Annotated in this window: 12 protein-coding genes; 6 read left to right on the forward strand and 6 right to left on the reverse strand. The window is 68.6% G+C overall.

Annotated elements, in window-relative coordinates; genetic code table 11:
* Window positions 1–677, reverse strand: a 677-nt coding sequence (locus VFE83_RS18785; protein ID WP_324909007.1) for an SPOR domain-containing protein, incomplete at its 3' end; no start/stop codon positions are given.
* 94 nt (window positions 678–771) lie between these two features.
* Complete coding sequence (gene folC / locus VFE83_RS18790) at window positions 772–2076, reverse strand: bifunctional tetrahydrofolate synthase/dihydrofolate synthase (RefSeq protein WP_324909009.1); 1305 nt, start codon at window positions 2074–2076, stop codon at window positions 772–774.
* Window positions 2077–2270: 194 nt separating this feature from the next.
* Here folC and VFE83_RS18795 point away from each other — a divergent pair, with 194 nt between their 5' ends.
* From VFE83_RS18795 to VFE83_RS18805, 3 genes are read left to right on the forward strand one after another with little or no spacing between them, the layout of a single operon-like run.
* Window positions 2271–3536 (forward strand): sensor histidine kinase, encoded by a 1266-nt coding sequence (locus tag VFE83_RS18795; protein WP_324909011.1) that lies wholly within the window; start codon window positions 2271–2273, stop codon window positions 3534–3536.
* On the forward strand, window positions 3529–4308 hold the full coding sequence (locus VFE83_RS18800; RefSeq protein ID WP_324909013.1) for a LytTR family DNA-binding domain-containing protein: 780 nt from the start codon (window positions 3529–3531) through the stop codon (window positions 4306–4308). Before VFE83_RS18795 ends, VFE83_RS18800 begins: the two co-directional genes overlap by 8 nt.
* Before the next feature lie 44 nt (window positions 4309–4352).
* A complete protein-coding gene (locus tag VFE83_RS18805) occupies window positions 4353–4739 on the forward strand; it encodes a hypothetical protein (protein ID WP_324909014.1) in 387 nt (128 codons plus the stop codon).
* A gap of 16 nt (window positions 4740–4755) precedes the next feature.
* On the opposite strand, the gene arr is transcribed toward VFE83_RS18805, so the two are convergent.
* Together arr and VFE83_RS18815 are read right to left on the reverse strand one after the other, a co-directional pair.
* Window positions 4756–5172 carry an NAD(+)--rifampin ADP-ribosyltransferase gene (gene arr, locus VFE83_RS18810; protein WP_324909016.1) on the reverse strand — a complete coding sequence of 139 codons (417 nt, stop codon included), beginning with the start codon at window positions 5170–5172 and terminating at the stop codon, window positions 4756–4758.
* A gap of 145 nt (window positions 5173–5317) precedes the next feature.
* Window positions 5318–5959 carry a histidine phosphatase family protein gene (locus tag VFE83_RS18815; protein ID WP_324909018.1) on the reverse strand — a complete coding sequence of 214 codons (642 nt, stop codon included), beginning with the start codon at window positions 5957–5959 and terminating at the stop codon, window positions 5318–5320.
* Window positions 5960–6098: 139 nt separating this feature from the next.
* Between VFE83_RS18815 and VFE83_RS18820 the strand changes: the two genes are divergently transcribed.
* Both VFE83_RS18820 and VFE83_RS18825 read left to right on the forward strand, forming a co-directional pair.
* The gene (locus VFE83_RS18820) at window positions 6099–6497 is read left to right on the forward strand and encodes a DUF3224 domain-containing protein (protein ID WP_324909020.1); all 399 of its coding nucleotides are present in this window, start codon (window positions 6099–6101) and stop codon (window positions 6495–6497) included.
* Between the two features lie 99 nt (window positions 6498–6596).
* Window positions 6597–7520, forward strand: a complete 924-nt coding sequence (locus VFE83_RS18825) for a TIR domain-containing protein (RefSeq protein ID WP_324909022.1) — start codon at window positions 6597–6599, stop codon at window positions 7518–7520.
* Window positions 7521–7602: 82 nt separating this feature from the next.
* On the opposite strand, the gene VFE83_RS18830 is transcribed toward VFE83_RS18825, so the two are convergent.
* Both VFE83_RS18830 and VFE83_RS18835 read right to left on the reverse strand, forming a co-directional pair.
* On the reverse strand, window positions 7603–9771 hold the full coding sequence (locus VFE83_RS18830; protein WP_324909024.1) for a S46 family peptidase: 2169 nt from the start codon (window positions 9769–9771) through the stop codon (window positions 7603–7605).
* A gap of 248 nt (window positions 9772–10019) precedes the next feature.
* The gene (locus tag VFE83_RS18835) at window positions 10020–12194 is read right to left on the reverse strand and encodes a S46 family peptidase (RefSeq protein WP_324909027.1); all 2175 of its coding nucleotides are present in this window, start codon (window positions 12192–12194) and stop codon (window positions 10020–10022) included.
* 131 nt (window positions 12195–12325) lie between these two features.
* Here VFE83_RS18835 and VFE83_RS18840 point away from each other — a divergent pair.
* Window positions 12326–12832 (forward strand): alcohol dehydrogenase catalytic domain-containing protein (locus VFE83_RS18840; protein ID WP_324909029.1); only part of this gene is annotated, 507 nt, incomplete at its 3' end.

Here is a 12832-nt window from a genome sequence, read left to right on the forward strand (position 1 = left end):
GGCGTCGTGCTCGCGGCGGCCGGACGAGGCTCGGCCAACGGCACCGGCGCGGAGACCGACGCCGTCTGCGCGGGAGCCGGCTGCGATGCGGCGGCCGGTGCCGGCGCGGCAGCGTCGGCCTCCAGGGTCACGACCTTCGCACCAACGTCGCTGCGAACGCGCGCGGACTGGAGGCGTGCGGCCTCGGCCTCCGCCTGCGTGGCGAACGGCCCGATACGGACGCGGTGAAGGGTGCGCCCACCGCTGGCGGGCGCCGGTTCCTGATAGCCGGGAAGCTGTGCGGCCTGCAGCGCCTTCACGACGCGATCCGCATCGCCAGTCGTCGCATAGCTGCCGAAGCTGACCGCGTAGTCGCCACCCGCGGCCGCAGCGGGATAGGCCGCGTCAGTGGGCGCGGCCGGTGCGGCGGGCTGGGTCGTCGTGTCGACGGTCGGCAGGCTCTGGCTGTCGCCACCGGCCTGCATGCCCACGGCGCCGCCCTGCGGCGCCTGGCCGGGGCTGACCAGCGGAAGCTCACGCGTTTCGAAATCGCCATCGGGCGCCTTCGGAAGCTCCAGCGGAATGTTGGATGCTCCGCTTTCGGGCGCCGGCCCCTTGATCAGCATCGGAAGGAAGATCACCGCCAGTGCGATCAACACGACCGCACCGATCACTCGCTGTTTCAGGGCAGGTTCCATCGGGTCTCGCACGCCGTAGGCGGATTGCCGCGCGAATTATACCCTCGCCCTCCTCGCAGCCGGGACCGCGACACCGGTGCGCACTCGGTCATGTTCAGTCGCGGGCGAGACGCTCCAACGCCGCCGCAGCGGTATGGAACGAACCGAACACGAGCACGCGATCGCCGGGCCGGGCCTGAGCGAGCGCCTGCTCGAACGCCTCGACCACGGTCTCGTTGCGACTGCCCCCGGACGCCGCGGTGCCGTCCAGCCGCGCCGCGAGTTCGTCCACCGTCCCGCCACGCGACCCGGCATCCGCAAGGCCGGCGAGATGCCAGTGCGCGATCTGCGTCGCCAGCGCCTCCACCACACCGGCCACGTCCTTGTCCGTCAGCGCGGCGAAGACCGCGTGCGTCCGCCCGATCGACGGAGAGGCCTGAAGCCACGCGGCCAGGGCACGCGCGGCCTGCGGGTTGTGCGCCACATCGACCACCACGTCGACGCCGTCGCGTTCGAAACGCTGCAGGCGGCCGCCCACGTGCGCGGTGGCCACGCCCTCGGCGATGGCGGCCTTCGGCAATGCGCCGGGCGCCTTCGGCAGCGCCCGCAATGCGGCTATGGCGACCGCCGCGTTGCGCAGCTGCACCGGCGCCGCCAGCTGCGGCATCGGCAGGTCCATGCGGCGACCGACCTCGCGCCAGCGCCATTGCGCCGGGAGGGCGTTGCCGTCCGCGTCGACGCCTGGAGGGAGGGTCTGGAAGAAGAAATCGTTGGCGATGCGCCAGGTCGGCGCGCCGATGCGGTACGCATGGCCGAGCACGCTCGACGGCGGGTCGTCGTCGCCCAGGACCAGCGGCTTCCATGCGCGGGCGATGCCGGCCTTCTCGGCGCCGATCGCCTCGCGGTCGTCGCCTAGATAATCCTGGTGGTCCAGGTCGACCGTGGTGATGACGGCCACGTCCGCATCGATCAGGTTGGTCGCGTCCAGCCGTCCGCCCAGGCCGACTTCGAGGATGGCCAGATCGAGCTGCGCGCGCTCGAACAACCACAGCGCCGCGAGCGTGCCGTATTCGAAGTACGTGAGCGGCGTGTCGCCACGCGCGGCCTCGATCGCCTCGAAGGCCGCGACCAGGCCGGCATCGGCCACGTCCACGCTGTCGATGCGCACGCGTTCGTTGTACGCCAGCAGGTGCGGCGACGTGTACGCGCCCACCTTCCACCCCGCCGCGCGCGCGATGGCCTCGATGAAGGCCACGGTGGAGCCCTTGCCGTTGGTCCCGCCGACGGTGACGACCTGTTTCGCCGGGCGCGACAGCGCGAGGCGGCCTGCCACGATGCGGATGCGCTCAAGCCCCATGTCGATGGACCTGGGGTGGATACGTTCGATGTAGGACAGCCAGTCGGCAAGCGTGCGGGTCATCCGCCCATTATCGCCTGCCGGGCCAGCCGCCCGGCGCAGGCGCGCGCCCCCGGGTCAACGCCACGACCGACCACCGACATTCACTCCCGCGTTCCCCGGTTTCGTCGCGCCGCTGCATGGTTCGTCGCAAGGGCGGCGCCGACACGGTCGCGGCTCGCTATGCTCCGCCGCATTCCATCCTTTCGGGAACGTGCGTGTTCAAGAGCCTGGCCTTCGTGCTGCGCATTGCCATCGCCTGGATGCTGGCGATCATCCTGGTCTCCGCCATCTGGAACCAGCTGCCCGGCCTCCATCGCCTGGACTGGCTGCTCACGGCGGCCGGCATGATCACGATGGTGCTGGTGATGGTGGGTGCGTTCTCGCACGTGGGTCGCGTGGAGCTGATCGCCGGGCGCACGGACAAGGAAGCGCTGGGCAATCGCCAGCGCCGCCAGGTGGAAGTGCCCTTCGAGGCTGGTGAGGCGTTCGACCTGGTCGAAGCCGCGGTGCGCGAGCTCCCGCGCATCGAGCAGGTCGAAAGCGCACGCGACAGCCTGCAGCTTCGCGCCAAGGTGACCCGGCCGCAGGATTACGGCGACTACCCGTTGGGACGCTGGAATCCGATGCGCTGGTTCGGCATTCCGCGCAACCAGATCCGCGCGACGATCGTGCCCGGTCGCGACAGCGGCAGCGTGACGCTGATCTGCGAGCCCGAGACCCCGTCGTGGAGCGACTGGTTCCTGGTCGACGACGGCACCAACTTCGAGAACGCGGAGGCGATCACGCGCGCCATCAGCCGGCGTGTCGCGGAGCGTCGCCGCAACGAGAAGAGCGAAGCGGCGCAGACGGCGACGGAGAAGGAACTCACCGTCGCCAAGCTCAGCCTGCTGCATGCGCAGGTCGAGCCGCATTTTCTCTACAACACGCTCGCCAGCGCGCAGTTGCTGACGCGCAGCGATCCGCAGCGCGCGGACGAGATGCTGGGGCACCTGATCCAGTACCTGCGCCGCTCGCTGCCCAGCGCCGACAACGAGATGTCCACGCTGGGCACGGAACTGGAGCGCGCGGTCGCCTACCTGGAAATCCTGAAGATCCGCATGGGCCCGCGACTGTCGGTGCAGGTCGACGTGCCGGAGAACCTGCGCGCCACGCCGCTGCCGCCGATGGTGTTGCAGACACTGGTGGAAAACGCGATCAAACACGGACTGGAACCCCGCACCGGCGGCGGCACCGTGTGGATCCGCGCGCGGCGCGTCGACGACGTCGTCACGGTGACCGTCGCGGACGACGGCGACGGCTTCAGCACCAAGAACAGCGGCACCGGCATCGGCCTGAAGAACGTGCGCGAACGCCTGCGCCTGATCTATGGCGCCAGCGCCGCGCTGTCGGTCGTCGCCAATTTCCCCAGCGGCGTGGCGGCCACGATCTCCGTGCCGCCGGCCCTGCCGCCCGCGTTCGAACCGGATGCCCGCCATGTCTGAGAACGCCTGCACCTGCGTCATCGCCGAGGACGAAACCCTGCTGCGCGAAGCGCTGGCGAAACAGCTGCGCCAGACCTGGCCCGAGCTGCAGATCGTCGCCGAATGCGAGGACGGCGCGAGCGCGCTGGAGGCACTGGCCGAGCACAAGCCGCAGGTGGCTTTCCTCGACATCCGCATGCCCGGGCTCACCGGCCTGGAAGTCGCCGCGGCTGCGGCCGAGGTCACGCCGCGCACGCAGATCGTGTTCGTCACGGCGTACGACCAGTACGCGATCGATGCCTTCGAACGCGGCGCGGTCGATTACCTGCTCAAGCCGATCTCGCCAACGCGCCTGGCCACCACGGTGCAGCGCCTGCAGACGCGCACGGGCAACAACGATGCCGCCGCGCTGGCCGCGCTGCTCGAACGGCTCGGCGCGCGTCCGCCCGCACCGGCCGCCGCCGCACCGCCGCTGACGTGGCTCACGGCCAGTGCCGGACGCGAGACGCGCCTGATCCTGGTCGATGAAGTGGCGTATTTCCGCGCCGACAACAAGTACACGACCGTGGTCACCGCCGAAGGCGAGGCGCTGCTGCGCACGCCGATCCGCGAACTGCTCGCCGTGCTCGATCCGTCCACATTCAAGCAGATCCACCGTTCGACGATCGTCAATCTCAAGGCGATCGCCGGCGTGGTTCGCGACGACACCGGGCGCGGAATCGTGCGTCTGAAATCGCGCCCGGAAACGCTGACCGTCAGCGCGCCGTACATGACCTTGTTCCGCCACATGTAAGCGCCGCCCGCGGCGCACGGACCACCCATTCGCGAGGTGACCCCATGAAACTCTCGGCCCTGTTCTTCTACGTGCTCTCCCTGTTCGGCTGCGACGTCGGCCGCGACACCTTCGTCGACCGCATCAGCATCGACGGTGCGCAGGCGCTGTACAGCAAGGCGACCGTGGAAGCGGGTGTCGCGCGTTTCGAATGCGTGCGCAGCGCGAGCGGCCAGTGCGTCTACACGCTGTTTCCGCGCGAATGCGACGGGGCCAATGCGTCCGCGAAGGGCAAGGCCGATTGTCTTTCGCAGCCTATCGAGCAGTTCGTCGTCGCCAACGGCGACACCCGCCAGATCGCCGGGCTGCGCGATTTCCGGCTGTGCGTGAGCGACGAGCATGCAGCGCCCGGCCCCGGTTGCCAGGTGCCGCAGCCGATGGCGAAGCGGTGATGCTGCGGCGTGAACGTCAGTCCTCGATCGCCTCGATGCCGAGCCGTTCGAGTTCCGCGAGATGGTCGCGCATCGCCTTGAGCTGTTCCGGCGAATGGCCCTGCCACGACGTCACCTCGTCCACCACCCGCAACGGTTCGCGCGTGCGGTAGGACCGGGTGGGGTTTCCCGGGAATTTCTTGTCGGTCAGGTTGGGATCGTCCTCGAACGGTCCGGTCGGCTCGACGATGTAGATGCGCTCGGGCCCATCACCGCGAGCCAGTTCCGCACCCCAGATGGCGGCGTCGAGCGTGGCGGTCAGGTAGACGTAAGCCGCCTGCTTTCGCTTGCCGTAGTTGGAGCTGTAACCGGGTCCGATCAGATCACCCGGCACCAGTGAGGCCTTCGTGCCGTGATAGAAGCGCTCTTGCTCCTGGTCGTTCGCGTCCGTCATGCACCCTCGCCTTTTTTCGATCGCCAGCGGTCGCACCGCCGCGGAAGTCTAGCCATCCACGCGGCAGCGTCTATGCATAAACGATCAACTGGACCGAACACCCGCCACGAGACGCGTTTGAAGGGTTCGATGTCCGGTGTACCCGTCACAACGCCCGATGCACCGCTTCGCCGAAGAACGGCGTGTGGTGGCTGCAGTCGTTCAGGCGCACCACGTCCAGGTGGTCGACGTCCGGGCCTTCGAGCAGGTTGATCGTGGTCGGCGCCTGCCGGAAGGTCCACAGCCGGGCGAGCGGGATGCCCAGCACGTGGCACAGCAGCACGCGGTTGACCGCGTCGTGCGCGACCACCAGCAGCGTGTCGCCCTCGCCCAGTCCTTCGGTGGCGCGCGCGAACGCCGGCCAGGCACGATCGAACACGTGCTGGAGCGATTCGCCGTCCGGCATCAGCACCTCGTGCGGTGTGTCGCGCCAGGCCTGGAGACGCTCGCCGTCGCGCTCGCGGATCTCGCTGGCCAGCAGGCCCTCCCAGGTGCCGTGCGCGATCTCCATCAGCCCCGGATCCAGCGTGAGCGGAAGGTCGCGGTCGCCCAAGGCGAATTCCGCCGTCTGCCGCGCGCGTCCCAGCGGCGAGGCGACCGCACGGGTGATGGGCACGTCGCGCAGGCGGTCTCCCAGCGCGCGGGCCTGCGCGATGCCTACCGGCGAGAGCGGGATGTCCTCCTGCCCCTGGTAGCGGCCTTCGGCGTTCCAGGGGGTTTCGCCATGGCGGGCAAGCAGAATGCGCATGTTCGGTTCCGAGCAGATGGACGGCGGCGACGTGCCGGATTCCCGCAGCCTAGCAAATGCGTCCGGTCGCACAACGGTTGCACTGGCAACGGTGGCTGCGGTGCGGGACCATGCGCGTCCACACGACGGGAGCAGTGCGATGCCACAGGTCCAGGGCGAGTTCGACGTGAAGCGCACGCCGGAAGGCGGTTTCGACCTCGGCGGCGGCGTGCTCACCGGGCATTTCCGCTTCGACAAACAGTTCCATGGCGCGCTCGACGCCACCGGTGTGGTGCACATGCTCGCCGTCGGCACGCAGGTGGACGGCTCGGCCGCCTATGTCGCCATCGAACGCATCGCCGGGACGCTCGATGGCCTCAGCGGCACGTTCCTCACCCAGCACAACGGCACGCTCGATCGCGGCGCGCCCACGCTGTCGCTGACGGTGGTGCCGGATTCCGCGACCGACGAGCTGGAAGGGCTGACCGGTCGCATGGCCATCGACATCGTCGAAGGCAAGCACTTCTATACGTTCGACTACGCGCTGCCCGACGCCTGATCCGCCCCTCGCCATCAGTCACGCCGCGTACCGGCGCTTAACGCCGCGCGGAGTACCGTCCGCTGGAAGCGCCCACGGGCTGGCGAGCGGAGCAGGCGAATGAACAAGCCTCGCATTTTCCTTGGGTCGTCGTCGAAGCAGGGGAAGCTGCTGCAGGCGCTGACGAGAGGCCTGGGCGACGTGGCGCAGGTCGAGCCATGGACCGCATCGTTCAATCCGGGCACGACCACGCTGGGGCGACTGCTGGAACTCTCGCACGAGGTGGACTTCGCCGCGTTCGTGTTCGCACGCGACGACTGGACCGCCGCCTCGCCCGCGCATGACGGCAATGGCGCGGGGCAGGCTTCACCACGCGACAACGTCGTGTTCGAAGCGGGGCTGTTCGGCGGCGTGCTGGGCATGCAACGGACCTTCATCCTGCACGCCAACGGCGCGAAGCTTCCCAGCGATCTGCTCGGCCTTACCTGCATCCGTTACGCGGAAGACATGAACGCCGCGGAGATGCGCGCGATCAACCAGAAGCTGCGCAAGGTCATCGAGAACGAAGGCCGTATCAACGGCATCGAAGGCCTGTGGTGGCAGTTCGCGCTGACCGAGCGCAGTTCCGGCGAGCCGTCGGCGGTGAGCTTCATGCGCATCTCGCGCGACCGCGAGGGCGCCCTCGAAATTTCAGGTCGCGCGTGGCAGGCCGACGGCACCTTGTCCGCGCGTTACTGGAGCGAAGCGACGCGCGAGAAGAAGAGTCCGCCCGGACTGTTCTTCTACTGGCGGGGCGAGCGCCCCCTGCACGCGAATGCCCCGCGCCTGGAAGGCACCGGCGAGATCCGCGTCGAAGCACACGATCGCGCGACGGGACACTTCATCACCGTCTCGGACGAGCACCCACACGGCGCACGCACATCCGGCGAGTACATCCGCGCCGATGCCGAAGACCTCGCCATCCTCGACGGACGCGACGACCGCAAGCGCGCGGAACTGATCGCCGAGCGCCTGAAGATGTGCGAGTCGCTGCGCAACGCTTGAGCCAGGCAATGACGGCGAGGCGAGCCGGATCGCGGCCCGCCTGCCGATGCCGCTGCGCGTGTGCCGCGCAGCGGCGCCTGGATCAGTTCTTCTCCGGAACGCCCAGTTCCTGCAGCAGCTGCGGCGCGGGATAGACCTCCTGCATGATCCAGCGCATGTAGCGCTGGTCGACGGCGATCATGCGCGTCATGGTCGGATCGAACACCCAGTTGCTGCTCACCGATTCCCAGTTGCCGTCGAACGCCAGGCCGACCAGCTTGCCCTGCGCGTCGAGCACCGGCGAACCGGAATTGCCGCCGGTGATGTCCAGGTCGGACAGGAAGTTGACCGGAACGGTCTTGAGCTTGCGATCGGCCAGGCCGCCGTAGTTCTTCGCGGCAATGGCGTCCAGCAGCACCTGCGGGGCATTGAACGGCTCCTGCCCGGTGGCCTTGGCCGCGACTTCCTCCAGACGCGTGAACGGCTGCTGCTTGCTGCCGTCGGTCTTGGTGTACCCCATCACGTTGCCGAAGGTGATGCGGAGCGACGAGTTGGCATCCGGATAGACGAACTGGCCCTTGCTCTTCTTGTAGTCGGCCACGGCCTGCAGGTACACCGGACGCGCGACCAGCGCATCGCCCGCACGCGCCTTGCCTTCCTGTTCCAGCTGCAGCACGGTCGGCATGATCGCCACGGCGAACTGCACCGCCGGATCCTTGCTCTTCTCGAAGCTGGCGCGATCGGCCTTCATCAGCGCGATGCGCTGGTCGGTGCTGCCGAGCTTGGTCTTGCCCAGCTTGTCGAGTGCGGCCTTGATGGCCTTTTCGTCGCTGCCGCCGAGCCACTTGTCGACCGCGGCCACGCGCTGCGACGCGGGCAGCTTCAGGTATTCGCGCAGCCAGTAGGCCTGCAGTTCGCGGTCCATCTGCGGCACGTAGCGGCGTTCCATCTGGCGCATCGCGCCTTCGATGGTGGGCAGGTCGCGGTCCTGGTAGCCCTGCTCGCGCTGGGCATCGGGCTTGGCACGCTCGATCGACAGGCGATAGAGCTGCGTGGCTGCGCCCAGCACGCCGGTGCTGCGCAACTGGCCGAACACCAGGTCGCGCTCGCGATGTGTGCGCGCGGCCTCGTCCAGCGCTTCGAGCTTGGCGTGCGCGGCCAGTGCGGCCTCGCCCTGCGCGCCCTGCTTGCGCAGCCACTCCAGCACGGCGGTCTCTTCAGCCTGCTTCTTGCCGGCCGCGTCGATGCGTTTGAAGCCTTCCAGCTGGCCGTCGTAGTTCTTCATCGCGTTCTGCCAGCCGCGCACCGTGCTGGCGTACTTCACCGCGATGTCGGGGTTCTTCGCGCCCTCGGCCTGTACCAGCGCCACCAGCTTCTTGTAGTGGCCTCCGACGGTCGGATACGTCCAGTTGGCGGTCTCGTCGAATTCCTCGGCAAGCGCATAGCGCGCCGTGCGGCCGGGATAGCCCGCCACCATCACGAAGTTGCCCGCACCGAGCGCCTTGTCGGCGACTTTCAGCCAGTGTTTGGGCTGGTAGGGAACGTTGTCGGGCGAATACGCAGCCGGCTTGCCGTCCTTGCCGACATAGGCGCGATAGAACGAGAAGTCGCCGGTGTGGCGCGGCCACATCCAGTTGTCGACCTCGCCGCCGTAATTGCCCACGCTGCCCGAAGGCGCGTAGACCAGGCGCACGTCCTTGATTTCCAGGTTGCGGAACAGCCGATACGTATTGCCGCCGGAGAAGCTGTACAGGCGACAGCGGAAACCCGGTTCGCGCTCGCACGAGGCCACCAGCTGCTTCTCGATGGTCTCCAGCGCCTGCGTGCGACCCAGTGCGTCAGGCGCCGCGGCCACGGCGTCCTGCACCTGCTTCGTTACGTCCTGAATGGTGTCGAGCGCATAGATGCGCGCATTCGGCCCGGCGGGGACTTCCTGCGCCTGCGTCGCGGCATTGAAGCCGTCGCGCATCAGGTTCTTCTCCGGCGTGGAGTTCAGCTGGATCGCGCCGTACGCGCAGTGGTGGTTGGTGACCACCAGGCCCTGCGGCGAGACGAAGCTGGCGGTGCAGCCGCCCAGCGAGACCACCGCCGCCATCGGGTCGCCGGTCAGGTTGGCCAGTTGCTTCGGATTGAGCTTGAGGCCGGCCTTCTTCAGCGGCCCGGCGATCTCCGGCAGTTGCTGCGGCACCCACATGCCCTCCCCTGCGTGCGCCAGGCCCGCAATCGCGGACACCGCACCGAACACAGCCACGGCCAACACCGAATGACGCATGCGCAACTCCTCGCAGATTGGTCAGCAGGCGAGTCTAGCCTGCATGGCGAGGACGCGGCCATGGTGCAGTGCACCGTGGCCTTGCGCATTTGTGGTGCTTCAGCAGTCCGTCCTTCGACCGCTGCGCTACGGGCCGAACGGCGTGAAGGACGTTGCGGCAAGCGGCGGCCAGCAGACACGCTCAGGCCGTTCGTCCCGAGCCTTGGCCTGCAGCGCCGGGTGTGAACGCGCGCTTGCGCGGCGTCGCCTCACTCCGCTGGCAGGTTCATTTCCTTCAGCAGGTGCGGCGCCGGATACACCTTCGCCAGCAGCCAGCGCAGGTAGCGCATGTCGACGTGGATGGCGCGCTTGAAGCGCGGGTCGTACATCCAACTGGCGCTCACCGCTTCCCAGTTGCTGTCGAAGTTCAGGCCGATGAGCTTGCCCTGCGCATCCAGCACCGGCGAGCCGGAATTGCCCCCGGTGGTGTCCAGGTTGGTGAGCAGGTTGACCGTCTGCGTCTCCAGGCTCGGCTCCGCGGTGGTGCCGAAGTCGCCCTTCGCGATCGCATCGCGCAGCGGTTGCGGCGCGTTGAACGGCTCCTCGCCGGTGTGCTTCTCTAGGATGCCCTGCACCGTGGTGAGCGGGCGGTAGTGCACGCCGTCGCGCGGATCCATCGCGCTTATGCGGCCGTAGCTGACGCGCAGGGTCGAGTTTGCATCCGGATAGACGGCGCGGCCCTGCGACTTGCGGTACGCGATGAGCGCGCGCATGTAGGCCGGGCGCAGGCGCAGCAGTTCGCCGGCGCCTTCCTTCGATTGGCCGTCGATGCGCAGGATCGCCGGCAGCAGCGTGGCTGCGGCCTTCAGCAGCGTGTCGTCCGATGCGGCCAGCGTGGCCTGGTCGGCGCGCATCGCGGCCAGTCGCTGCGCCTCGTCGCCAAGCTTCGTTCCCGCGTACAGCGCATCGAGATTCTGCTTCAGCTGGGCCGGCGTAGTGCCGAACACGGCGTCGAATTCAGGCACGCGCTGCGCGGGGGGCAGCGCCAGGTACTGCGTGAGCAGTTCCGTCAGCAACGCCTTCTCGACCTGCGGCGCGTAGCGGCGCTGCGCCTGCTTAAGCTGCCCGGTGATAAGCGCCTCGTCGCGCTGCTGATAACCGGTCTCGCGCTGCGCGTCGGGGCGGCCGCGCTCGTGCGCCAGCCGCTGCACGGTGAGCGCGGCACGCAGCAGTTGTGTCTGCGACTGCACCAGCGCCAGCAGTTGGTCGCGCTCGCGCGTGGCGCTGCGTGCATCGAGCACGGCCTGCGCAGCGTCGATGTCGGCGCGCGTCGCGGTCGCGTCGGGCTGCCTTGCGAGCCAGGCGAACATCGCCGCCTCGTCCTCGCGCCGCACGCGCACGGCGTCGCTGCGCCGCAGGCCGTCGAGTTCGCCCTGCGCGCGCTTGAGGCTGTTCTTCAGCCCGCGCACCTGCGAGGCATACGCCACGCGCGCGGCCTCGTCCTTCGCGGCGGTTTCCTCGATCACCCCGATCATGCGCTGGTACACGGCCACGCGCGAAGGCAGCTGCCATTCGACCTGGCTGGCGAATTCCGACGCCATGCGGTGGCGGAACGTCACGCCCGGGTAGCCGGCGAGCATGGCGAAGTCGCCTTCCTTCACGTTGCGCGTGGACACCTGCAGGTGCGCCGGCGGCACGTAAGGCACGTTGTCGGGCGAGTAGTCGGCCGGCTTGCCGTCCTTGCCGACGTACGCGCGCAACAGGGTGAAGTCGCCGGCGTGGCGCGGCCAGACGAAGTTGTCCACCTCGCCGCCGTAATTGCCGATGTCGTTGGGCGGCGCATACACCAGCCGCACGTCGCGCAGTTCCAGCTGGCGCACGAGGTAGAAGTCGGTGCCGTAGTACATGTCGGCCACGCTGCAGCGGTAACCCGGTTCGCGCTCGCATTCGGCGACCGCCGCCTTGCTCGCGGCATCCACCGCATCGAAGTACGCCCGCCCGCGCTTGCCCGCGGTGCCGGCGAGGATGCGGTCGGTGATGCGGTCGAAGCCGGTAGTGACCAGCACGCGGTAATCCGGATTGGCCGGCAGTTCGGCGGCGTGATCTGCGGCGATGTAGCCGTCGCGGATCAGGTCGCGCCCGGGCTTGGAGTTGTACTGGATCACGCCGAAGGCGACGTGGTGGTTGGTCAGCACCAGTCCATCCTTCGACACGAACGCGCCGCTGGCGCCGCCCACCTTCACCACCGCGTTCATCGGCGGCTTTGCCAGTTCGGCCAGATCGTGCGCCTGCCCCTTGAAGCCGGCCGCCTTGAGCTGCTTGGCGATGTCCGGCAGCTGCGACGGCATCCACATGCCCTCGTCGGCATGGGCGGCGCCCACGCTCATCGACAAGGCAAGCGAAACGGACAGGGCGAACGGACGGCGGCGCATGGTGGCTCGCATGGCGATTCCTGGGCACGAGGAGCCGGCGACGATAGGCGAAGCCGGCCGCCCGGGGCAAACCCGCGCACCGGTCGGACAGGGCGCGCGGCGTATAATCGCGGTCTCTTTACCGCCGTCCGCGGACGAATCCCATGACGCAAACGATGAAGGCGCTGGTCAAGCGCGAAGCCGGCAAGGGCATCTGGATGGAACAGGTGCCGGTCCCCTCGCCCGGCCCGAACGAGGTGCTGATCAAGCTGGAGAAGACCGCGATCTGCGGCACCGACCTGCACATCTACCTGTGGGACGAGTGGAGCCAGCGCACGATCAAGCCGGGCCTGGTGATCGGCCACGAGTTCGTCGGCCGCATCGCGCAGGTCGGTACGGGCGTTACGGGCTACACCGTCGGCCAGCGCGTGTCGGCCGAGGGCCACATCGTCTGCGGCCACTGCCGCAACTGCCGCGCCGGCAAGCAGCACCTGTGCCCGAACACCGTCGGCATCGGCGTGAACCGCAACGGCGCGTTCGCCGAGTACATCGTGATGCCGGCCTCCAACCTGTGGCCGATCCCCGACCAGATCCCGTCCGAGCTCGCCGCCTTCTTCGATCCGTACGGCAACGCCGCGCACTGCGCGCTCGAGTTCGACGTGGTCGGCGAG

Source organism: Lysobacter sp. (genome assembly GCF_035655815.1).
GTDB lineage: Bacteria > Pseudomonadota > Gammaproteobacteria > Xanthomonadales > Xanthomonadaceae > Lysobacter_J.

Coding starts and splice junctions, on each gene's coding strand:
- VFE83_RS18805 (WP_324909014.1), top strand. CDS start 4,353: ATGAAACTCTCGGCCCTGTTCTTCTACGTGCTCTCCCTGTTCGGCTGC.
- arr (WP_324909016.1), bottom strand. CDS start 5,172: ATGACGGACGCGAACGACCAGGAGCAAGAGCGCTTCTATCACGGCACG.
- VFE83_RS18825 (WP_324909022.1), top strand. CDS start 6,597: ATGAACAAGCCTCGCATTTTCCTTGGGTCGTCGTCGAAGCAGGGGAAG.
- VFE83_RS18835 (WP_324909027.1), bottom strand. CDS start 12,194: ATGCGAGCCACCATGCGCCGCCGTCCGTTCGCCCTGTCCGTTTCGCTT.
- VFE83_RS18815 (WP_324909018.1), bottom strand. CDS start 5,959: ATGCGCATTCTGCTTGCCCGCCATGGCGAAACCCCCTGGAACGCCGAA.
- VFE83_RS18800 (WP_324909013.1), top strand. CDS start 3,529: ATGTCTGAGAACGCCTGCACCTGCGTCATCGCCGAGGACGAAACCCTG.
- VFE83_RS18830 (WP_324909024.1), bottom strand. CDS start 9,771: ATGCGTCATTCGGTGTTGGCCGTGGCTGTGTTCGGTGCGGTGTCCGCG.
- VFE83_RS18820 (WP_324909020.1), top strand. CDS start 6,099: ATGCCACAGGTCCAGGGCGAGTTCGACGTGAAGCGCACGCCGGAAGGC.
- folC (WP_324909009.1), bottom strand. CDS start 2,076: ATGACCCGCACGCTTGCCGACTGGCTGTCCTACATCGAACGTATCCAC.